Source organism: Bacillus sp. PS217 (assembly GCF_037963535.1).
In the GTDB taxonomy this organism is placed as follows: domain Bacteria; phylum Bacillota; class Bacilli; order Bacillales; family Bacillaceae; genus Bacillus; species Bacillus subtilis.
The window spans coordinates 560,079-580,435 of record NZ_CP150157.1 but is presented as its reverse complement, the minus strand read 5'-3'; the positions used below and the strand labels follow the sequence as shown (position 1 = coordinate 580,435).

The 20,357-nt window shown below is 42.6% G+C and carries 23 protein-coding genes and 7 tRNA genes; 5 read left to right on the top strand and 25 right to left on the bottom strand.

Annotation, left to right across the window (positions count from 1 at the left end; translation table 11 throughout):
• The first annotated feature begins 76 nt into the window (after positions 1-76).
• The 3 genes from NSQ83_RS03090 (at position 77) to NSQ83_RS03080 (ending at position 3,089) form a co-directional block, all read left to right on the top strand.
• Positions 77-1,798, top strand: a complete 1,722-nt coding sequence (locus NSQ83_RS03090) for a T7SS effector LXG polymorphic toxin (protein WP_198878994.1) — start codon at positions 77-79, stop codon at positions 1,796-1,798.
• A 10-nt stretch (positions 1,799-1,808) separates the two neighbouring features.
• Positions 1,809-2,327: a hypothetical protein gene (locus NSQ83_RS03085; protein WP_172480938.1), complete on the top strand. Its 519-nt coding sequence runs from the start codon at positions 1,809-1,811 to the stop codon at positions 2,325-2,327.
• A 198-nt stretch (positions 2,328-2,525) separates the two neighbouring features.
• Positions 2,526-3,089: a GNAT family protein gene (locus tag NSQ83_RS03080; protein WP_172480939.1), complete on the top strand. Its 564-nt coding sequence runs from the start codon at positions 2,526-2,528 to the stop codon at positions 3,087-3,089.
• A 220-nt stretch (positions 3,090-3,309) separates the two neighbouring features.
• Here NSQ83_RS03080 and NSQ83_RS03075 read toward each other — a convergent pair.
• From NSQ83_RS03075 to NSQ83_RS03040, 8 genes are all read right to left on the bottom strand, one after another.
• A tRNA-Leu gene (locus tag NSQ83_RS03075) sits at positions 3,310-3,393 on the bottom strand.
• 80 nt (positions 3,394-3,473) lie between these two features.
• Positions 3,474-3,555: transfer RNA gene (locus NSQ83_RS03070), tRNA-Leu, on the bottom strand.
• Between the two features lie 11 nt (positions 3,556-3,566).
• Positions 3,567-3,642: transfer RNA gene (locus NSQ83_RS03065), tRNA-Lys, on the bottom strand.
• Between the two features lie 28 nt (positions 3,643-3,670).
• Positions 3,671-3,745 (bottom strand) — tRNA-Gln (locus NSQ83_RS03060).
• Positions 3,746-3,756: 11 nt separating this feature from the next.
• Positions 3,757-3,828: transfer RNA gene (locus NSQ83_RS03055), tRNA-Glu, on the bottom strand.
• 29 nt (positions 3,829-3,857) lie between these two features.
• Positions 3,858-3,948, bottom strand: a tRNA-Ser gene (locus tag NSQ83_RS03050).
• 4 nt (positions 3,949-3,952) lie between these two features.
• A tRNA-Asn gene (locus tag NSQ83_RS03045) sits at positions 3,953-4,027 on the bottom strand.
• Positions 4,028-4,149: 122 nt separating this feature from the next.
• Entirely contained in the window at positions 4,150-4,602 is a 453-nt protein-coding gene (locus NSQ83_RS03040; protein WP_003246525.1) for a SprT family protein, read from the bottom strand.
• 103 nt (positions 4,603-4,705) lie between these two features.
• On the opposite strand from NSQ83_RS03040, the gene cmpA reads away from it, so the two are divergent.
• The gene (cmpA, locus tag NSQ83_RS03035; RefSeq protein WP_003225207.1) at positions 4,706-4,819 is read left to right on the top strand and encodes a cortex morphogenetic protein CmpA; all 114 of its coding nucleotides are present in this window, start codon (positions 4,706-4,708) and stop codon (positions 4,817-4,819) included.
• A 9-nt stretch (positions 4,820-4,828) separates the two neighbouring features.
• On the opposite strand, the gene NSQ83_RS03030 is transcribed toward cmpA, so the two are convergent.
• The 14 genes from NSQ83_RS03030 to acpS all read right to left on the bottom strand — a co-directional run bounded on the left by NSQ83_RS03030 (position 4,829) and on the right by acpS (position 15,636).
• The gene (locus tag NSQ83_RS03030) at positions 4,829-6,988 is read right to left on the bottom strand and encodes a Tex family protein (protein WP_339238961.1); all 2,160 of its coding nucleotides are present in this window, start codon (positions 6,986-6,988) and stop codon (positions 4,829-4,831) included.
• A gap of 108 nt (positions 6,989-7,096) precedes the next feature.
• Positions 7,097-7,696 (bottom strand): phosphoserine phosphatase RsbX, encoded by a 600-nt coding sequence (gene rsbX / locus NSQ83_RS03025; protein ID WP_003246608.1) that lies wholly within the window; start codon positions 7,694-7,696, stop codon positions 7,097-7,099.
• Entirely contained in the window at positions 7,696-8,484 is a 789-nt protein-coding gene (gene sigB / locus NSQ83_RS03020) for an RNA polymerase sigma factor SigB (protein WP_003246715.1), read from the bottom strand. Before sigB ends, rsbX begins: the two co-directional genes overlap by 1 nt.
• Positions 8,450-8,932, bottom strand: a complete 483-nt coding sequence (gene rsbW, locus NSQ83_RS03015; RefSeq protein ID WP_003234299.1) for an anti-sigma B factor RsbW — start codon at positions 8,930-8,932, stop codon at positions 8,450-8,452. The genes sigB and rsbW overlap by 35 nt, the downstream gene beginning before the upstream one ends.
• Positions 8,929-9,258: an anti-sigma factor antagonist RsbV gene (rsbV, locus tag NSQ83_RS03010; RefSeq protein ID WP_080528943.1), complete on the bottom strand. Its 330-nt coding sequence runs from the start codon at positions 9,256-9,258 to the stop codon at positions 8,929-8,931. The genes rsbW and rsbV overlap by 4 nt, the downstream gene beginning before the upstream one ends.
• A 61-nt stretch (positions 9,259-9,319) precedes the next feature.
• Positions 9,320-10,327 (bottom strand): phosphoserine phosphatase RsbU, encoded by a 1,008-nt coding sequence (gene rsbU, locus NSQ83_RS03005; protein ID WP_003234295.1) that lies wholly within the window; start codon positions 10,325-10,327, stop codon positions 9,320-9,322.
• A gap of 11 nt (positions 10,328-10,338) precedes the next feature.
• Positions 10,339-10,740, bottom strand: a complete 402-nt coding sequence (gene rsbT / locus NSQ83_RS03000; RefSeq protein ID WP_017697001.1) for a serine/threonine-protein kinase RsbT — start codon at positions 10,738-10,740, stop codon at positions 10,339-10,341.
• Positions 10,741-10,743: 3 nt separating this feature from the next.
• Entirely contained in the window at positions 10,744-11,109 is a 366-nt protein-coding gene (gene rsbS / locus NSQ83_RS02995; RefSeq protein ID WP_003225190.1) for an RsbT antagonist protein RsbS, read from the bottom strand.
• A 4-nt stretch (positions 11,110-11,113) separates the two neighbouring features.
• Positions 11,114-11,938: an RsbT co-antagonist protein RsbRA gene (gene rsbRA / locus NSQ83_RS02990; RefSeq protein ID WP_009966610.1), complete on the bottom strand. Its 825-nt coding sequence runs from the start codon at positions 11,936-11,938 to the stop codon at positions 11,114-11,116.
• 115 nt (positions 11,939-12,053) lie between these two features.
• Positions 12,054-12,404 carry a type II toxin-antitoxin system endoribonuclease NdoA gene (gene ndoA, locus NSQ83_RS02985; protein ID WP_003156187.1) on the bottom strand — a complete coding sequence of 117 codons (351 nt, stop codon included), beginning with the start codon at positions 12,402-12,404 and terminating at the stop codon, positions 12,054-12,056.
• A gap of 4 nt (positions 12,405-12,408) precedes the next feature.
• Positions 12,409-12,690 carry a type II toxin-antitoxin system antitoxin EndoAI gene (gene endB, locus NSQ83_RS02980; RefSeq protein ID WP_003225183.1) on the bottom strand — a complete coding sequence of 94 codons (282 nt, stop codon included), beginning with the start codon at positions 12,688-12,690 and terminating at the stop codon, positions 12,409-12,411.
• 115 nt (positions 12,691-12,805) lie between these two features.
• A complete protein-coding gene (gene alr / locus NSQ83_RS02975) occupies positions 12,806-13,975 on the bottom strand; it encodes an alanine racemase (protein ID WP_015252766.1) in 1,170 nt (389 codons plus the stop codon).
• A gap of 113 nt (positions 13,976-14,088) precedes the next feature.
• The gene (locus tag NSQ83_RS02970) at positions 14,089-15,105 is read right to left on the bottom strand and encodes an outer membrane lipoprotein carrier protein LolA (RefSeq protein WP_072557167.1); all 1,017 of its coding nucleotides are present in this window, start codon (positions 15,103-15,105) and stop codon (positions 14,089-14,091) included.
• Positions 15,106-15,270: 165 nt separating this feature from the next.
• Complete coding sequence (gene acpS / locus NSQ83_RS02965) at positions 15,271-15,636, bottom strand: holo-ACP synthase (RefSeq protein WP_015252768.1); 366 nt, start codon at positions 15,634-15,636, stop codon at positions 15,271-15,273.
• A gap of 94 nt (positions 15,637-15,730) precedes the next feature.
• Between acpS and NSQ83_RS02960 the strand changes: the two genes are divergently transcribed.
• Positions 15,731-16,330: a rhomboid family intramembrane serine protease gene (locus NSQ83_RS02960; protein WP_003246687.1), complete on the top strand. Its 600-nt coding sequence runs from the start codon at positions 15,731-15,733 to the stop codon at positions 16,328-16,330.
• 197 nt (positions 16,331-16,527) lie between these two features.
• Here the strand turns inward: NSQ83_RS02960 and NSQ83_RS02955 are convergent, their stop codons facing one another.
• The 3 genes from NSQ83_RS02955 to cshA all read right to left on the bottom strand — a co-directional run bounded on the left by NSQ83_RS02955 (position 16,528) and on the right by cshA (position 20,135).
• Positions 16,528-18,009, bottom strand: a complete 1,482-nt coding sequence (locus NSQ83_RS02955; RefSeq protein WP_033883545.1) for a PH domain-containing protein — start codon at positions 18,007-18,009, stop codon at positions 16,528-16,530.
• Positions 17,999-18,478, bottom strand: coding sequence for a PH domain-containing protein (locus NSQ83_RS02950; protein ID WP_003234318.1), 480 nt, complete (start codon positions 18,476-18,478; stop codon positions 17,999-18,001). Before NSQ83_RS02950 ends, NSQ83_RS02955 begins: the two co-directional genes overlap by 11 nt.
• A 172-nt stretch (positions 18,479-18,650) precedes the next feature.
• Positions 18,651-20,135, bottom strand: a complete 1,485-nt coding sequence (gene cshA, locus NSQ83_RS02945) for an ATP-dependent RNA helicase CshA (protein ID WP_003246685.1) — start codon at positions 20,133-20,135, stop codon at positions 18,651-18,653.
• Positions 20,136-20,357: the final 222 nt, after the last annotated feature.

Genomic DNA, 20,357 nt, shown 5'->3' with positions numbered 1-20,357 from the left:
TTCGTTCCCTACCCCTTAAACTTCATATCTATTCCATGGTAATATTTAGATATAAACTTACTGAAAGGATTGGACAATGAAGGTATTTGAAGCTAAGTCTTTGTTATCTGAAGCTGAAAACCGAGCAAAAGATTATAAAGAATTGAAAAATCAAATGATTAAGCTAAGAAAAACATTTAAGGCTGTTGCCGATCTTGATGACAGTGAGTTCTCTGGCAAGGGAGCAAACAATATTAAAGCTTTTTATCACGATCATGTGGGTGTCACTGATCAATGGATTGATTTAATTGAAATGAAGATCGCTTTCCTTACTAGTATCTCCGGTGTTTTAGAAGATGCCAGCTTATCTGACGGATATATCGAGGAATCCTTCTTAGAACATGAACTAACAAACGCATATAAAAAATCAAAATCAATTATGTCTGAGCGGATGAAAGCAATGAAAGATATTCTGAATGATATCGATGACATTCTTACACTTGATTTATTTTCAACAGAGACTTTTAAAGATGAACTCTCTTCTGCCGAAAACAAACGGAAAAAGACTGTTGATAAAATAGGCGATGTGGATGAAAACTTAAAAACTGAATATGCGATAACTGAACCTAACGAACAATTCATTAAAGCAGACTTTCAAAAGTTACAGGAATCAACAGGTAAGGGCAAGAATGCTACACCCCTTCACTATAATGCCAAGGCATATCGTGAGAGCGATATACATAAGAAAAAAGGCGATATCGAAAAGCAATCTGAAGCATATTTAAAGATCAAAAAAGAGGAAGCTAACAAACGTGAGATAAAAGATTTGAAAAAGCAGCTTGTAAAGGTAACAGATCCAGACGAGTATTTAAAAATTGCGAAGAAAATAGGATACGAGAATTTGGAACCTGAGCAGCAAGTTTATTTCCGCCAACTCGAAGAACTCCAACAAAAAGCTGAAATTGGAAAAGGTATTGCAGTGGGAATGTATGAAGCAGGTAAAGATACAGTGATGGGTCTCTATCAACTTGCAAGACACCCGATTGAATCGCTTTCTGGAACTGTGAACGCAGCCTTACATCCAATCGATACTTATAAGATCATAGCAAAAGACATAGAAGACACATTTCAACGTGAAATGATTAATGGAGATAGCCACAGCAGAGCAAAATGGGTTTCCTATGTCGGCAGTACTGTTGTTCTTGCAATAGTTGGTCCGAAAGGCATTGATAAAGTGTCTAAAGTTGCAAAAGCCGGTTCAAAAGTTGCTGCACTTAAGACACTTGAAGTTTCAAAAACAGGAATAAAAAAAGGTATTGAATACGTTAAAATACCAAGTGTTTTTGAACAACAGTACGCAATGGCTGGTGGTTCAGGGACTTTTCCTTTTAACGTGCTTGATGGAGAGAATTATAAAAACTCTGCACTTGAAATATTTAAGAACTCGTCTACTGTACAAGGATTAAAGAAAGCTAAACCGCATGAAGTTGTAAACGAATTAAAAACTTTCCAAAGCAGAAAATACACTTTTGGAGGACAATCATTCCTCATTGATAAGCGAGGAATGAAGCATATTTTAGAGCGCCATCATCCTAATTTATGGGATGGTTCAATTAAGTCTCAACAATCTTTTCTCAATAAAGAGATGACTGTTAACGATGTTGCAGATGCGATAGAATCAATTATGAAACAAAACCGTGAAGAGTTAACAAAAAAAGGAACTAAATTTAGTTATCAAATTCGAGGAACATATGAGGGTCAAAAATTTGTTGTTGGCTTTCAAAAAGGAAGAGTAGGACAATTCTATCCAGAAAAATAGGAGAGGTAAAATGTTTTATATTGAATCATTAATTCTTAGGCCAAATAAGAAGATAAACGATCTTTCAATCTTAAAAAATAATATTGACGATTACTTTGTTCCACTTAGCAATATAGAGGGACTAAAGAACATAAAACCACAGTTAGACTCTTACTATTTATCTGGGGCGATTATTTTAAAATATGGTGAACAAGATTTGATTGATGTCACTATGTGGGACTTGGTTGATCAATTGTGGGCTTATTTTTTAAATCTAATTGAAGAAGCTATTGAAACAGGAAAAAGCGAAACTTATTTTCCAGATCAACCCCTTCTATTGAAAATGAAATCAATATCGAATGATATGTTGTTATTTGAAATTGACCAAAAACAAAAAGTATTACTACCGAAACTTGATTTTTTTGAATCACTCTTAAAGAATGCGAGAAGTTTCTTTGAAACTATGAATTTTGTTTTAGAAGGTAACTGTGATTATGAGTATGAACTTAATAAGATCGATGAATTGCAAACCAAAATTAAATGTATGTGAGGCTAAATGTGAATTACTCTAGAGTAAAAAAATTCTTTGATGAGAATAAAAAATATTCAATTCTTACTGGAGGTGTCATAGATAAACAAATAGATACCAAGAAGTTGTAACTCGTCCTCAAAAATTATTTCTTAGAGATAAGAGTTTTCATTACTTATTTTCAATTTTTAACATTGAACTTCCGAGAGGAGAAATCAAATGAATCCTTTATTGTTAGATGTGCCTTTACAATTGGAAACAGAAAGACTAATCCTTCGGGCACCACACCAAACAGGAGACGGGAAAATTGTAAACCAAGCAATTAGGGATTCCTTTAATGAATTAAAAGCGTGGTTGCCATTTGCTCAAAAACTTCCCACTGTTGAAGAAACAGAGATAAATTTAAGACTTGCCCATATAAATTTTCTAAAAAGAAAAAGTTTTCGTTTTCTTATTTTTAATAAAGATACCAAGGGCTATATTGGAATAACTAGCCTTCAGGGGATTGACTGGGACATACCTAAATGTGAAATTGGATACTGGGGAAATACCACATTTAGCGGGAATGGGTATATGGTAGAAGCAGTAAAGAAATTAGCTGACTTTGGGTTAAACAATATCAAATTTAGAAGAATTGAAATAAGGTGTGAATCGACAAACCTTAAAAGTCGTGCTATTCCAGAAAAACTTGGTTTTGTATTCGAAGGCACTTTAAGAAATGATGATTTATCCGCAGATGGAAGCAAGCTGACCGACACTTGTTTTTATTCCATAATAAAGTAACATTGTACCCTTAAAATAACGGAGGCGTTATTAAAACAAAAAAGGGCATAACATATTTTGTATGCTAATATACAATGCCCTTTTTATCTTATTAAACTATATACTTTTGCGGACAAATCAGACCACCTACTTAAAGTAAGTGGTCAGTTTTAGTCACAAAATACGTTCTGTTCAAAAGACACAAAAAATACCAAGGTACTCTAACCCTTGGTATCATTGATGCGGCCGAGAGGACTTGAACCTCCACGGGTTATTCACCCACTAGGCCCTCAACCTAGCGCGTCTGCCATTCCGCCACGACCGCGTGATCATTAAATTATGTTGTGCTGGTTTAGTAGGCTTTTAACCTAGTAAAACAGATTTGCATGCACTTTGTAAATAAAGTGCGGGTGAAGGGACTCGAACCCCCACGTCGTAAGACACTAGATCCTAAGTCTAGCGCGTCTGCCAATTCCGCCACACCCGCAAAAAGACAAATGGTGAGCCATGAAGGACTCGAACCTTCGACCCTCTGATTAAAAGTCAGATGCTCTACCAACTGAGCTAATGGCTCTTATTATTAGATTTCAAAAAAATAAAAATGGCTGGGCTAGCTGGATTCGAACCAACGCATGACGGAGTCAAAGTCCGTTGCCTTACCGCTTGGCTATAGCCCAACGAAATGGAATGACCCGTACGGGATTCGAACCCGTGTTACCGCCGTGAAAGGGCGGTGTCTTAACCGCTTGACCAACGGGCCGATGGTTGAGAACTTATATCGAAATCTTATGGCGGAGAAGGAGGGATTTGAACCCTCGCGCCGCTTACGCGACCTACACCCTTAGCAGGGGCGCCTCTTCAGCCACTTGAGTACTTCTCCAATATGGCTCCACAGGCAGGATTCGAACCTGCGACCGATCGGTTAACAGCCGATAGCTCTACCACTGAGCTACTGTGGAATAATGAGACAAGACTTATTATATCAGCCTTGATTTACAGTGTCAAGAGGTAAATGTTTTTATTTATCTCTCGTAACGACTTTTATAATGTAACATAGGCTTGCCACATTCGTCAACCTTTTTCACGAAAAAATTCTTTTTATTTTCCCGCGGCATTTTCCGCACCTGTATCTGTCAGGGTTCATGGCGCGCTTCTTTATATACTGTTGGCCGCAGGTCGTACAGATATACATATAAGTTTTTTTGTTTTCCGCTTTTTTCTTAAGGGGTGTACAGAACCTCGGCGCGTTGACTTGCTGCAAAAGCATTCTAAAATCTCTGTCTCTGTGCTTGTACCCTTTTCCTTCAAGGTGAAGATGATAATGGCAGAGCTCATGCTTGATGATGCCGATCAGCTCCTCCCTGCCGTGTTCAATCAGATATTTTCTGTTCAATTCAATGTTATGGGAGGTTAACAGGTACCTTCCGCCAGTGGTTTTAAGCCTGTCATTAAAAAGCGCCTGATGGCGGAACGGCTTTTTAAAATATGTTTCAGAAATGTCCTCTGTCAGCTTTTGAAGCTCTTTGTTATCCATGGTGCACCTCACTTAAAAAACATTGAACGGGACAATTCACCGTTCGCATACAATATGGTAATCACCGTCCCTCTTATGATAAAAGCTGAGGAGGAATGAGCCTATGCCAAATTGGCTTAAAAAGCAGATGCAAAAAGCGTTCCTTGAAAAAGATAATTACCAAATTAAACTGCTGAATCAATGCTGGTATTTCTATAGGAAAAAACACTGCTCGTAAGCAGTGCTTTTATTTTACCATAGACAGCGATACTCTGCCTTTTTGTACATCTACACCGTCAACCCAAACTGTCACGATATCGCCGACAGATACGACATCAAGAGGATGCTTGACGAATTGATTGCTCAGTTTTGAGATATGCACAAGCCCGTCTTGTTTGACTCCAATATCAACAAACGCTCCGAAGTCCACTACATTGCGCACGGTGCCCTGCAGTTCCATTCCCTCTTTCAAATCTTCCAGCTGAAGGACGTCTGTTTTCAGCAAAGGCTTAGGCACCTCATCGCGCGGATCGCGTTCCGGCCTTGTCAGCTGTTCACAAATGTCTTTCAGAGTGATTTCGCCGATTCCCAGCTCTTTTGCCGTTTCAGAAAGCGCCAGCTGATTGATTTTGTCCTTCAATTCCGCCGTGCTGATATGTTCTGTTGAAAGTCCGAGTTTTTTCAAAAGCGCTTTTGTTTCTTTATAGCTTTCCGGGTGAATGCCTGTTCTATCCAAAGGCTCTGTCCCTTCCTGCACTCTTAAGAAACCGATACATTGCTCATAGGTTTTCGCACCGAGCCTTGGGATGTCCTTCAGTTCTTTTCGATTTGAAAACTTTCCGATTTCCTCACGTTTTTTGACAACGTTGCCTGCTACAGACTTCGATAATCCTGCTACATATTGAAGCAGCGCGGCGGAGGCTGTGTTGACGTTTACTCCAACCTGGTTTACGACCGTTTCGACGACAAACCGCAGAGATTCATTTAAGCGTTTTTGGCTGACGTCATGCTGATACTGTCCGACACCAACAGACTTCGGATCGATCTTAACGAGCTCCGCGAGCGGGTCTTGAAGTCTTCGTGCAATAGATACGGCACTGCGCTCTTCAACCTTAAGGTCAGGGAATTCTTCTCTGGCAAGCTCAGAAGCCGAATAGACGCTTGCTCCCGCTTCATTGACGATCACATAATAAATTTTGCGCGGCATGTCTTTGAGTACATTGACGATGAATTGTTCTGTTTCTCTGGATGCTGTGCCGTTTCCGATCGCCACCATCTCAACTTGATACTGCTCAAGAATCTTTTTCACTTTTTCATGGGCTTCTTTTGTTTTGTTGACTGGCGCATGCGGATAGATCACATCAATTTTCAAGACTTTTCCAGTCTCATCTGACACAGCGAGCTTACAGCCGGTTCGAAAGGCTGGGTCAACACCGAGAACGGTTTTGCCTTTCATCGGCGGCTGCAAAAGAAGTTTTCTCAAGTTCTCTGAGAAAATATGAATCGCCTGTTCATCAGCTTTTTCTGAGAGCTCTTTCCTGATTTCACGCTCGATTGCCGGCTGGATCAGCCTTTTATAGCTGTCATCAATTGTCTCCTGCAAAATCTCTCTTACGGATGTTGAGCGATTTTTGATGACTTGTTTTTCTAAATACGCCTTAATGTGATCCGCAGGCGGTTCGATCGCTACCTTTAAAATGTCTTCTTTTTCGCCGCGGTTCATTGCCAGCACCCTATGCGGAACAACTTTTGCAATTGGCTCTTCATACTCGTAATACATTTCATACACATTTTTCTCATCGGTGTCTGCCGACTTTCCGGCTGCGGACTTAATAGTTCCTCTTTTGAAAGTTTCCTGGCGAATCCACTTTCTGAAGGTCGGCTCGTCTGAGATTTGTTCCGCAATAATGTGCTTGGCGCCTTCAATCGCTTCTTCTCGTGTGAACACTTCTTTTTCTTCGCTGATGTATTGGTCTGCAGTTGCTGCCAGACGATCATCTTGGGGAAGTGTCAGGATATAGTCGGCAAGCGGCTCAAGGCCTTTGCTTTTGGCGACTGTCGCCTTTGTTTTACGCTTTTGCTTATAAGGGCGGTAAAGGTCTTCCACTTCCTGAAGCTTCACCGATTGCTCGATTTTACGTTTTAGATCATCTGTCAGTTTATCCTGCTCTGCAATCAGCCTGATGACTTCTTCTTTTCGCTGATTCAGGTTTTGTATGTATTGCCAGCGTTCAGAAATCGTCTGAATCTGAACCTCATCCATTGAACCCGTCTGCTCTTTTCGATACCGGGCAATAAACGGGACTGTATTGCCGTCCTCAAGCAGGCGGATGACACTTTCAACGTGTTTTTGTGATAAACCTATTTCTTTCGCAATTTGCTGTTTTAAAAGGGCTGACATTTCCATGTAACCAAAGCCTCCAATTTTGTCGTTCTTTCTCTAGTGTATCAAAAACCGAAAAAAACACATAAAAAAAAGAAGCCGGTATTTCAGCTTCTTCTTGTTCTTATTCTCTTAGGACAGCTGTCCGAGAATATAGGTCAAGTCATCTTTTCTCGATGTCGTATACATTTTCAGCGAATTCGATATTTCTTCTACCGATTGGCCTTTTTTCAAATGGGAGCGGATATCAGGTACGTTGAGTCCATCTGTATGTATAATGAACTTTGAACCCTTTTCATAGGTGGCGGTGTGCGTTTTGTATTTTTGCGGCTTGCCTGATAAATAGCCCGAAATCGGCAGAGGATAAAAGCTTTCACCAGACGGGGAATGCAGAATAAACCGTACATTTCCGACAGAGCAGTACGTAAACTGCCTTTGCTCAAAATTGATTTTCAGGATAGATGCTGTAGCGCCTCTTTTGTTTTTCATCGCCTGATTACAGCGTTCGATAATGCTTTCTACGTCTTCACTCGCATAGTTTTCCACTAAGTCTTTGATGGCTGCAGAGGATTCGTTAGCAAGTGATCCACTTCCCAGTCCGTCAGCAACCGCGCAAATTAACTCCTTATCATCAGCTTTCATAAAAAAGCTGTCACCGCAAATCGATTTCCCTTCTTTATTCAGTTGATATACTAGAGTTTGAATATGCTCGTTTTCTTCAACCTGGATCATTACATTAACTCCATCGAGGGATCTTCAATCAAGGCCTCTCTGAGCTTCTTCACAGCTTTGCGTTGCAAGCGCGAGACGTGCATTTGAGATATACCGAGAATGTCCCCAGTTTCTTTTTGGCTTTTGTTTTGAATATACGTAAGGTCTATGATTTGTTTTTCACGATCTGAAAGGACATGAAGCACGCTTTGCAGCATCAATTGCTGGTTGACCCGCTCATATCCGTCCTCCTGTGATCCGACGATATCAAGAATCGTGACGGTGCTTCCGTCCGAATCCGCTTCAATGCTGTGGTCAACGGATAAGGCTTGATAGCTTTTGCCCATTTCCATCGTTTCAAGAACCTCTTCTTCAGAAACATCGAGGAATTCGGCAATCTCTTCGACTTTCGGCGATCTTTGTGTTTCAGTGGTCAGCTGATCAACCGCCATTTTGATTCTTGGACCCAGTTCTTTAATTCGTCTCGGCACATGAACGCTCCATGTTTTATCTCTGAGGAAACGTTTAATTTCACCGATGATTGTCGGAATTGCAAAAGCTTCAAACGATTTGCCGACAACAGGATCGTATCGCTTAATCGCGCCTAGCAGCCCGATCATGCCGACCTGGCGGAGATCCTCGTGGAAGCTTTTGCCTTTTGAATATTTTTTCGCAAGCATGTCAACCAGATTTGTATACACCCGCACAAGCGTTTCCTGCGCCTGTTCATCTTGCTTTGTTTGGTAATCGCTTATGAGCCGATCGACTTCATCTTTAGTTAGTTTCGTAGTTTTTGATGGTTGTGTCATGATCAACTCGCTCCCCATTTAAATACTTTGTCATCGCTACGGTGACGCCGGAGTGGTTTTGCACTCTGACTTCATCCATGAGCGTTTCCATTAAATATAGACCGAGCCCTCCTTCTGATAATTGATCAACTGTGTGCGAAGGTGTGTACGGCCCTAAATCCTGCTGCTTTTGATCAAAGTCAAAGCTGTCTCCTTCATCCGCCACAATAACCTCTAAACGGTCTTCAAACACACCGAATCGTATTGACACTTCCCCATTTTTATCTTCTTTGTAAGCGTGCTGAACCGCATTTGTGCACGCCTCACTGACTGCGATTTTCAAGTCTTCAATTTCATCGTACGTATAGCCCATTCTGCTTGCGACCCCTGACAGCGTCAGTCTTATAATTCCCACATATTCAGGTTGGGCCGGCACTTTCATTTCGATGTAATCAGCATTATTCTTCATTGCACTCCACCTTCTGACTTTGCAGAAATATCAATGATGTCCTTCAAGCCTGTAATGTCAAACAGTCGGATCAGCCGTTCAGAAAGATTTTCAAGTTTCAGCGAACCGCCTTGTTTTTTCACCATTTTAAAGGTCCCTACAAAAACGCCCAATCCGGTACTGTCCATGTAGCTGACATCTTTCAGGCAAATTCTTAAGTCAGCTCCTTGTTCTGCCAGAGGAACGAGCTTCTCTCTAAGCACCGGTGCTGAGTATACATCAATTTCTCCTGCAATGTTTACATGTATATCATTCTCGTTTTGCTTCACATCAACATTTATATTCATTCGTATCACCTCAAATTTTCCTTCAAATCACTAGTTGCTTTATACCCTCGTCTGACAGACGTTAAACCTTTCTCCGCAAAACAATTAACGTAAAATCATCGTGAAGCTGAAAATCCTGCAATTTGAGGAGGCTGTCATAAATGTTTTTGACCATTTCCTGCGCGGAGGAACACATATGTTCCTCAATGAGCTTCTGCAGATCAGGACGCTCCAAGAAACCGTTTTCCGTTCTGCATTCTGTGACGCCGTCAGAAAATAAAACAATCATATCGCCCTTTTCCAGATGCTGATCGAATTGTTTGTAGTCATAGTCCTGCGAGATGCCGAGAACGAGTCCTTTGGCCTCTAAATCGTAAAACGTGTTGTCTTTTTGAGAATAATAGAATCCCGGTTCATGTCCCGCTGAAGCATATGTAAATTGATGCTTGTCCATATTGTAATTCGCATAAAACATCGTAATAAACATACTGGCATCAACGTTTTGTTCAACAACACGATTCAAATTTTTCAGCACTTGAGAAGGGTGTATGCCCGTTTCCGGCAAAGAGTCCATCGCGTATTTAATCATGGACATGCATAAAGCCGCTGGAATGCCTTTTCCGATCACGTCCGCGATTGCGATATTGATGGATTCCTTGTCTTTGACAAAGTGGTAGTAATCACCGCTCATCTGTTTAGCGGGAACACTGATGGCGCCGATATCCAGCGCTTCCTCCTGAGGAACTTTAGTTCCGAGAAGCGTCTGTTGGACATTTGCCGCGATTTCAATTTCTGATTTGATTTCCTGCTGTATCCCTCTAAGGGTTTGATGCTCCTGATAAGCCATTCCATAGCCAATCATGACTTCAATTAAAAAATCCAGCGAATGAAACACATCTTCCGGGAGACTTGGATACAGCTCCTTCAGCACTTTTCTGTGAATGCTGATGATTTCTTCCGGAGGAATTTGGTGTTCGATTGTTTTTCGGCTGAATTTTTGGGCTTGATATAAAGATGTTTCTGTTAATTCGGCTATATATCGACTAAGCAGCTGATGATACCGCTGCTCAATAACCTCCCTAAAATCCACGTTCTTACCTCCTACCGAAGCCATTTGATGGCTTGTATCTCTGTTCCTTCCCCCGATACGGAATTTAAGCTGAATTCATCCATCAGCCTTTTGACCCCGGGAAGTCCCGCACCAAGTCCTCCAGACGTTGAAAACCCGTCTTCCATGACTTTTCGGATATCAGGAATTCCCGGCCCTTGGTCTTCCGCTATAATTTTCAGGCCTTTTTTTCCTCTGTCTGCGACCTGTTCAATTCCAATCTGCCCTTTGCCGGCATATAAATAAATATTCCTGGCTAATTCTGAAATAGCTGTTGTAATTCTAGCCTGGTCTACCGTGCCGAAACCCAGTTCTTTCGCAACGTTTCGTCCCAGCTGTCTGGCGGCCACAATATCCCATTCTGTCATGATTCTTACACAGGATTGGTCGTTCATTCGCTATTCCCCCAATTCCCGCTTCAATGTCTCAAGCCCCTGCTCTAAGTCGAGCGCAGTTTCGATTTCCTCAAGTGCGATTCCAAGTTCAATCAGCGTCACTGCCACAGCGGGCTGAATGCCGGTCAAGACGACTTTAGCCCCCATTAACTTAGACATTGTAATGACGTCGCCCAGCACTTTCGCGATAAATGAATCAATCATATCCACAGATGTCAGGTCAATGACGACTCCGTTAGCACCTGTTTCGTATATTTTATTTAATAAGTCTTCTTGAAAAGTTAAAGCTGTCTGGTCATCAAGTTCCCATTGAATGGATACTAATAAGCAATTATACAGTTTCAAGATCGGGATTTTCGGATGTCTCAAAATGTTATTCCCCCAATGAAACGATTTTTCGATCCGTCATTTCCAATGCTGTTTGAATTCCTTTTTGCAGGGTATTCTTAGTTATAACTTGGGATAAATCAATCCCCAGGTTGACGATTGTTTGAGCAATTTCCGGACGGATTCCGGCCAGCAGGCATTTTGCTCCGACAAGCCTTACAGCTTCTGATGCCTGAATAATATGATGGGCAACCATCGTATCGACGACAGGGACACCTGTAATGTCAATCAGCACGACTTGGGAACGGTGTTTGACGACGCCATTAAGAAGGTTTTCCATAATTCGTTTCGCGCGTTCGGTATCAATTGTTCCGACAAGAGGCATCACAGTGATATTTTCAAACACCGGGATAAGCGGCGCAGACAGCTCTTGCAGCGCGATTTTTTGCAGGGATACTGTTTTTTCCCATGAGATTGAGTATTGATTAAAAATTTCTGTGTTAATCGGGCTGAAAAAGCGGTCAATCTGCCAGATTAATTCCGTGCTCTCTTGATCTGGCAATCTCTTATCATTCATTTTCGTGTAGAGACGCTTCCAGAATTCAGCAAGCGCAGTAGCCAAAAACTTCATAGACAGTCCGATTTGGACCGCTCGAAGCGCCAGTTCGCTGATTTGGCTTTCAGCAGCGTTTTCGTCCTTAACAGACAGCAGCAGAATGTCGATATATTCTTTAGATATATTTTCATACACTTGGTCAGTCAGCTGATAGGATTCTTGCTCGCTTAATTCTTTTAGTGTGTCAGTCCACAGTTGGAGCAGTTCATTTTGATTTTCGGCAATGAACTGGTATACAGTCTGATTCGACATCAAATTCGCTTACCTCCCAATAAAAAACAACATATTTTTTTCGTTATTTCACTATTATATCGTTTATGTTTTTTGAAAACAAAAAAAGTTGCTCTATTTGAGCAACCTGCAAATATGTCTAAAAATCAATGAGTGCCAAACTGATTTGTAAGGCTTCATCAACCTTATCCATCATTTCATCATCCAGATGAGTAATCTTATCCGTTAACCTTTGCTTGTCAATCGTCCGAATTTGCTCCAGCAAAATAACGGAATCTCTTTCAAAACCGTAGCGTTTTGCATCGATTTCGACGTGGGTTGGTAATTTCGCTTTCTGTATTTGTGCTGTTATGGCTGCAACAATAGCAGTTGGGCTGAAGCGATTTCCGATGTCATTTTGGATCACTAAAACCGGGCGCACCCCGCCTTGCTCTGAGCCAACAACAGGAGATAAATCAGCAAAATAAACATCGCCGCGTTTCACAATCAAATGATTATCCTCCGCTGACTAAGCGCTCAACTGTCGTTTCAGCCTCGCACTCCGCAAAGTGAGCCTCAGAAGAAATATTCAGGTTGATTTTCGCCATTTCCATATAGCCGCGTCTCATCAAATCACGGTTGTGACGAGTTGTTCGTTCGCTGACATACGCTCTCACTGCTTGTGATATCAGTTCGTTTCTGCTTCGTTTCTCCCGCATCGCTACACCATCCAATTCAGCTACTAGGTTTTCGGGCAAGCTGATTTTCATTTCGGTTCTTGCGCTGGATTCAGACAAAAAACATACACCTCCACCAAACTTACGGATACGACTCTTTTATCCATCCAGTGATAATGATACCATTATTCACTCTTCAAGCAAAGCTGTTTTATGAATTCTCCATTTAGGTAAGTTAATTGCTTGTATTTACCTGCAATAAAGGATTTCTTACTTCCATTATACTCCCATTTTCCAAAAACATACGGGGAACACGGGAACTTATTGTACAGGCCACCTCATAGTTAATGGTTTCGAGCCTTCCTGCAATCTCATCCATGGAAATATATTCATCCCCCTGCCGGCCTATTAATGTGACTTTTGTGCCCGGCGGATATTCCTGATCCAGCTCCACCATAAATTGGTCCATGCAAATTCGGCCGGCAATTTTCAAGCGTTTTCCCTTCACAAGGATGTCAGTCCCTTTCAATTTTCGGAGCCAGCCGTCCGCATAGCCTACAGGCACCGTCCCGATCCATGTGTCTTTTTCCGCTGTGTACTCGGCTCCGTAGCTGACGCTCTCGCCTTTTCTGATCAGTTTGACATGCGACAGCGTCGAATGCAGGGTAAATGCCGGACGCAGCTGAAACGGTATCTCGTCCGAAATGTCAGCAGACGGGCGAAGGCCATACATGCCGATGCCGAATCTGACTGCATTAAAAAAGCCTTTTTTCAGCCGGAGTCCGGCGGCGCTGTTCGCGCAGTGGACCATCAGATTCTTTAACGGCAGCGGAGCAATCAGCTCTTTAAAACGCTCAAACTGCATTAAGAAATAGCCTCTTTCTTTTTCATCCGCTGTCGCAAAATGGGTAAATACCCCTTTGCACTTTAAACGAGGGTTGCGGTCAAGAATGGCCATCACGTTCTGAACTTCTTCCTCTGTTTTTACACCAAGCCTGTTCATCCCCGTATCGACCTTCAGATGAAAATGAAGAGAACCTTTTTTTGTGTGGCGGGCTGCCTCCTGAAGCCATTCAACAGAATAACCTGTTAAGGTCACGTCATACTCAGCAGCGATTGCCACATACTCTGGGGGAACCGCGCCAAGCACCAATATAGGCGCCTTCAATCCCTTTTTGCGCAGTGAAATCGCTTCATCCAAAATGGCCACGGCCAAGCATGAAGCACCTGCGTCAAGAGCAGCCTTTGCTGTTTCTGCATCACCATGCCCGTAGGCGTTTGCTTTCACAACTGCCATCAGGTGGACATGTTCACCGATATGTTTTTTCATATTGCTGACATTTTCCTTTATCGCGGACAAGTCAATTTCCGCCCACGTATCTCTGTAAAAAGGTTTTGTGCTCATTACGACACTTCCTAGCTTTTATTCAATATCATTTACATATCATACTAAAATTAAAGGCTAAAGGGAAACGATGTCTAACGAAAAAAAGGCCAAATCATGTTTGGCCTTTGTTGTTATTTCGATGATTGTCCCTGCATGCTTTTCGCTACTGTCACCATTTCCTCTTTAGAAAGATCTTTAGAAGAGAGAAGGTAATCTACACCTTCATATGTCCATGACAATGATGCATCCGACAAGGCGCCGATGGTGTAGCCGAGATTTACCGGTTCGCCGTTCAGCGTAACGGAGGAGGAAGCCTTGGCAATCTGGGCTTTTTCCTGAATTAACGTAAATGACTTTTCTCCTCCGTACGTCATGATGATGCGCTTCCCGTCTTCAGTAGATATATCTTTTTCTTCAAGCAGCTTGACGCCAAGCGGCAGTTCCAGCGGCGTTTTGACCGCGAATGTATCGGAAGGCTTTGCGCTTGTGGCAACATCCATTTGAGAAAGGGTCATATTTTTCTTTTCGTCAAATGATTCTTTATCAAATTGTTTATTAAATTCAAAGCTGCTGAATTCTACTTTGACCATCACTTTCCGGTCAGTATCCATCACTTTGACAGATGACGGGCTCATATCTTTTTTGTTAAATGTGATTTCTTGCGTGGGCAGCATTTTGTTATGCTGATAGTTTGTTTTTGTTTCAAATACGTATTTCTTTTCTTTCGCTGTGAAAACTGCATCCGAATCGTTTTGAACATCCTTTACGAGCGATTCAAACAGATAAACCTGGCTGCTGTTGTTCGGCCAATCGCTTTGAAATCTGAAGCTCTTATTTAAAGACGGCGTGAGAACGAATACTCCGTTTTCATTTCGTAAAATGACTTGGTTTTGGTCCTTTTTCGGATTTTCTAAATAAACCCTGTACAGAGACGGCTTTTTGTGCCAGATTTCCACATTGTATACTTGAGGCTCACTCCCTGTCTCGATGGTCATTTTCGCTTTTGCTTTGTACGAGGTGTATTCTTTCGCCTTTTCATCTAACCCGGCCACAATATCTTGCTGTGTTTTTTGCCCGCAGGCAGAAAGAATAAGAACAGCAAGCAGTCCCGTTAAAAGCAAAACAAAGCTTTTTCTCACCTTTTTCAACCCCTTTTTCTCAATTGATGTAAAAGGAAGAAATCGCTTGTTTGACTTTAACGGTACGCTCGGTACACGTTTAGGCAGAACAGATGCGTACCATAAAAGCCTCAAACAACTTGTCTCCCTTAATGCACTATCAAATATATGAGTGGGGTTTCCCTAATATGCAGACTAGCTTGACAACCTTTCAATCACAACCTGCGCGGCAGCGTATTCTTTTGTATGAGTGATCGATACGTGAACGGCAGCCTGGCTCAGTTTCGTGCAAATGATATAGGGCTTGCCATTTTGGTCTTTCCTAATTTCAATGTCCTGAAAGCTGAGCTGCCTCCCAATGCCGGTGCCAAATGCTTTCGAGAACGCTTCTTTTGCCGCGAATCTGCCCGCGAGAAATTCAATTTTTCTTTTCTCTGAAAGCTCATAGTATTGGTCAAGCTCGCTTCGCGTCAAAATCCGCTCGGCAAACCTTTTCTGGCGCCCAGCCATAGAGGCGATGCGTTTAAGCTCGGTAATGTCCAGCCCAATGCCGTAAATCATGTATGATAACCTCCTTTGCGTACGTACTATTTAAATGGTTTGTCTCATAAACGTGTTACTATAGATATACCAAAATGAAGAAAAGGGGCTCGGAATGTTTATACGAACTGAAAATTTTCAAACATTTATCAGGCTTTACCCCGTTGTCACCTTTATATTGGCTTTGCAAGCTGTTCTCTGGCTGTTTTTTTCACTTCCTGCCCATTCAGTCGTGTTATGGAGGGATACCGTCACAGGCTATAATCTAGGTGTCGCAAACGGTGAATGGTGGCGGCTGATCACACCGATTTTGCTGCACGCCGGTTTCACACATCTGCTGTTTAATTCCATGTCCATCTTTTTATTTGCCCCGGCTTTGGAACGCATGCTGGGAAAAGCGCGTTTCCTTCTTGTATACGCCGGCTCCGGCATCATCGGCAATATCGGCACTTATGTTACAGAGCCGCTTGATTACGTGCATGTCGGTGCTTCAGGCGCAATTTTCGGGCTATTCGGCGTGTACCTGTTTATGGTTCTTTTTCGCAATGAGCTAATAGGGCAGGAGCATTCCAAAATGATCATCACACTGCTCGCATTTGCCGTTCTCATGTCGTTTATCAACTCCAATATTAACATGATGGCCCATTTGTTTGGACTATGCGGCGGGTTTCTTCTTTCGTTTTTATGCGTGCAAAAAAAAGAGCGGCGGTATTAACCGCCGCTTCAGATTGATGACAAAATCCTAAAAATGGTTTTCATTTTAGGATTTTGTCATCTTTTCAGCGTGATTGAAAACCCTTGAAGTCTAGGAAGGACGAGCATAGGAGCGGAGCGAATGTTCTAATTCGTGAGCACCGAAGCGCAGTCCTGACAACGAATGCGAGGGTTTGCCGACACGCTGGAGCGGCGGTATTAACCGTCCGCTTTTTCATATGAGTACCACTTTAAAATGAAGGCTGCATCCTCTTCACCTACATCCCTCACCGTTAATTCTTCCATATGGCTCGATGATTTCACCGAAGTAGAAATGGTATACAAGCGGCCTTTCTTTTGGAAATAGGATTGGCTGAACTTGCAGACCTGCATTCGTTTTTTCAGTACAATGGCGGTTGTTCTGCCTATAAATCTAGACGTCAGCTGAAGACGGTCCCCGTTGATCGTCCATGCAGCCTCTTTATACGCGAGATAGCCGAAGAACAATTCTATCGGCAGCAGGATGGCTGACAGATAGCCCCATGGCTGAAAGAAGATACATAACGGGATGATCAAAAAGAGTGAAAAAATGACAGAACGGAACAAATAGCGTTTCAACGCGCGCCGCGGCAGGCGGCGGCAGTTTTCTTCCAGCGTGTATTCCGGCGTAAATGTTCGGAGCATGTGCGGAAGCTTTTTTTTATGAATCATTGGAAAGAGAATGGTCAAAGCGCCTTCTTCTTTTTCCCGGTCGCCGCCTCCTGCGCTGACGATGGACACCGTTACAAAGCCGAAAAGCTGGCGAATGATATTTTCTTTGATTTTAATGGCTTGTATTTTTCGCAATGGAATCGTGACTTGATGTTTTTCAATAATTCCCCTTGAAATCACCAGTTCCTGCTCTTTTTTTATGATTTGAAAGTTCGCGTATCTAAACATCATGCCCGCGATGCTGAAAATCCAGGCGATAAATAAACCGATAAAAATCAGTACCGCGTAAATACCGATGCTGGCGTGCTGAAGGAAGGAAAACTTATCGAATAACCAATCCATTGGCAGCACTTCATCAAGCTGGGAAATAAGTGCAAATACAGCGGAGATAATGACTCCGATTCCGCCGGAGGTAGAAGCGGCCATGAGCAATTCTTTCGCGTTCATGCGATAGTGCTCTTGCACCTCAACGGCCGGAACCAACTCCTCTTCAGCTTCAAGCCGTTCTTCATCAAGTTCATTTTCTCGTCTTTGCGCTTTTTTCTTAAAGACAGCTTCTTTGATGCGTTCCGCTTCTTCAACAGAAATAGCAGAAAGAACGGCTTCTGCCTCCTTGCCTCCGCCTGCTGTTTCAATTTGCAGCTTCACAAGCTTAAAGATTTGCTGGACAAGGCCTGCGCTCGTATTCATCGTTTGAATCCGATCAATCGATATGTATCGCTTTTTCGTAACAAATAAGCCTTCTTCGATTCTAAATTCATCATCTTCAATTCGATAGGTAAACCTTCTCCATTTGATAATGCTTGCCGCTACAAGCCAGATGAATAGCACACCGAGCGCAATGGCTCCGTAAAAACGGACAGTATGGTTTGAATTGACAATATACACAAAAAAGAATGGCAGAATGATATTTTTTATCGTTTGAATAATGGTATGGCATAAATTCAAAATGACTGCTGCCGGGTGCAGGCGTTTCGGTTCAGACATCATCGTCAGTCACCCTCGCCAGACGGGAAATGGAGTCTCTCAGCCGATCCGCTTCCTCCATCTCTAAAGCGGGGATCGAATGAACGGTCGCGGCCGTGGAAATTTTCACCGTTGCCAGGTTGTATTTTTTTAATAATGGCCCTTGTGACGTATCGACGTGCTGAACTCTGACCATCGGAACAATCACACGTGTTACCACAAAAATACCTGACTGAATATCTATTTCATGTTCATGGACTTCATATCGCCACACCTTATGACGGACCTTCGGAATGATAAAGACCGTCACAATCGATCCCAGCAGCCAAACTGCGCCGAGCACGCCGCTGATCCAGTACGGCCAATGAAAATAATAGCTTAACACTGCAACTGCAATGACAATAAGTAAGCAAACAGCGGATATGATGATCTCTTGAAGTCGCCAAACCTTTAATCCGTCTGGACTGATTTGGTTTTTTGGCTGCTCTCTCAAAAATACCTACCTCCCTTTTTTTCGTCGTTATTTATACGTCTCTTTTACAGAAAGGTTTCATTCTTAAGCATACAGAGAAAAATGACTTCCGTCAGCTGAAAGTTTGCTGAATAACAAATCGCGAACATAAAAAAGCCCAAAACATCATGTTTTGGGCTCTGAATCGATCAAATTAGTAAGATTTTTTCTGGCGTCTGTCACCTGAAGAACGGCGATCGTTTGAACGCTTTTTGTCATAGGAAGAACGGTTGTTGCTTTTCCCTTTTCCGCCGCGGTAGCCGCCGCCTTGTCCGTCTCTGCGTTTAGAAGAGCGCTGGTTCTTGTAGCGTTTGCTGACCATCGGCGCTTCGTCTGTTAAGCGAACCGGTGTGTCGTCTGGCTCTTTTGTAGCCATTTTGATAGCCGCCGCAACCACTGTTACTGCATCATGATCTTCAAGCAGCTCAGCTGCCGCTGTCATGTAGAAGTTCAGGTTGTTTTCACTGATTGTTGTGCGAAGACGTTCAACAGTAACCTGCTGCTGGCCTTCTAACGCTTCATCAAGTGTAGGCTCCTTCATGCGGTCCATTTTGCGTTTTGTTGTTTGTTCAATTGCGCGAAGCATGCTTTTCTCACGCGGTGTAATGAACGTCATCGCCATACCTGTTTTTCCTGCACGGCCCGTTCTTCCGATACGGTGAACGTAGCTTTCAGGATCTTGAGGCACGTCGAAGTTGTATACGTGTGTAACACCTGAGATATCAAGTCCGCGAGCGGCAACATCAGTTGCGACTAGAACTTCGATTGCGCCTTCTTTAAATTTACGAAGCGCAACCATACGTTTCGCCTGCGTTAAGTCACCGTGAATTCCTTCAGCTGCATATCCGCGAAGGTTCAGGGCTTCAGCCAGCTCATCGACACGGCGTTTTGTACGTCCGAATACGATCGCAAGCTCAGGAGACTGAATGTCAAGAAGACGAGTCAGTGTATCGAATTTTTTGCGTTCTTGCACTTCCAAATAGAACTGCTGAATGTTAGAAACCGTCATTTCTTTCGCTTTTACTTTTACGTGTTCCGGCTCAGTCATGAAGCGCTCTGCAATGCGTTTGATCGGCGCAGGCATTGTGGCAGAGAACAGAAGTGTCTGATGCTCGCTTGGCACGTTTGAAAGGATAGATTCAATATCGTCAATGAATCCCATGTTCAGCATTTCATCCGCTTCATCCATTACAACGGTATTTACGTTGTTTAAACGAATGGTGCGGCGGTTGATGTGGTCAAGAAGACGGCCAGGTGTTCCGACAATAATATTCGGATTCTTCTTTAACGCCCGGATTTGCCGTCCAATATCCTGTCCGCCGTAAATAGGAAGAACCTTCGCACGTTTATCTTGTCCGATTTTATACAATTCTTCAGATACTTGAATGGCTAATTCACGGGTTGGCGCGATTACGATTGCTTGAATATTAGGAGACTCGGGGTTAATTTTTTCAACAAGGGGTATACCAAACGCAGCTGTTTTACCTGTACCTGTTTGCGCTTGTCCAATGACGTCTTTATTTGAAAGTCCGAGCGGTATCGTTTGTGCCTGAATCGGTGTTGCTTCTTCAAATCCCATACGATTAATTGCTTTCATGAGATCAGAACTTAAATTAAAATCTTGAAACGTTATAGTCAAATTATTCAAACTCCTTCTAATTGCTGTTTCAGTAATGTCGTGATTTACCACTTATAAAACTGCCCTTTAGACAAGAAGGACAGGATCCATCCGTATACAAAGCCCGAATTACTTTAAGTTTTATCTTACCATTACACTATTTGTTTTTCAATAAGATGAGAAGCAGATCGGCATCTCGAATATGCCGGCTGCTGCTCCATCCGCTCCCAAGAATCCAGCGGA

Bases quoted from the DNA above. Each gene is read 5' to 3' on its own strand.
- rsbV (WP_080528943.1), bottom strand. From the start codon at position 9,258: ATGAATATAAATGTTGATGTGAAGCAAAACGAGAATGATATACATGTA.
- NSQ83_RS03040 (WP_003246525.1), bottom strand. From the start codon at position 4,602: ATGGATAACAAAGAGCTTCAAAAGCTGACAGAGGACATTTCTGAAACA.
- NSQ83_RS03030 (WP_339238961.1), bottom strand. From the start codon at position 6,988: ATGGAAATGTCAGCCCTTTTAAAACAGCAAATTGCGAAAGAAATAGGT.
- NSQ83_RS03085 (WP_172480938.1), top strand. From the start codon at position 1,809: ATGTTTTATATTGAATCATTAATTCTTAGGCCAAATAAGAAGATAAAC.
- NSQ83_RS03080 (WP_172480939.1), top strand. From the start codon at position 2,526: ATGAATCCTTTATTGTTAGATGTGCCTTTACAATTGGAAACAGAAAGA.
- sigB (WP_003246715.1), bottom strand. From the start codon at position 8,484: ATGACACAACCATCAAAAACTACGAAACTAACTAAAGATGAAGTCGAT.
- rsbT (WP_017697001.1), bottom strand. From the start codon at position 10,740: ATGAACGACCAATCCTGTGTAAGAATCATGACAGAATGGGATATTGTG.
- alr (WP_015252766.1), bottom strand. From the start codon at position 13,975: ATGAGCACAAAACCTTTTTACAGAGATACGTGGGCGGAAATTGACTTG.
- cmpA (WP_003225207.1), top strand. From the start codon at position 4,706: ATGCCAAATTGGCTTAAAAAGCAGATGCAAAAAGCGTTCCTTGAAAAA.
- acpS (WP_015252768.1), bottom strand. From the start codon at position 15,636: ATGATTTACGGCATTGGGCTGGACATTACCGAGCTTAAACGCATCGCC.
- NSQ83_RS02955 (WP_033883545.1), bottom strand. From the start codon at position 18,009: ATGATGTCTGAACCGAAACGCCTGCACCCGGCAGCAGTCATTTTGAAT.
- rsbW (WP_003234299.1), bottom strand. From the start codon at position 8,932: ATGAAGAATAATGCTGATTACATCGAAATGAAAGTGCCGGCCCAACCT.
- rsbX (WP_003246608.1), bottom strand. From the start codon at position 7,696: ATGATCCAGGTTGAAGAAAACGAGCATATTCAAACTCTAGTATATCAA.
- NSQ83_RS03090 (WP_198878994.1), top strand. From the start codon at position 77: ATGAAGGTATTTGAAGCTAAGTCTTTGTTATCTGAAGCTGAAAACCGA.
- NSQ83_RS02960 (WP_003246687.1), top strand. From the start codon at position 15,731: ATGTTTATACGAACTGAAAATTTTCAAACATTTATCAGGCTTTACCCC.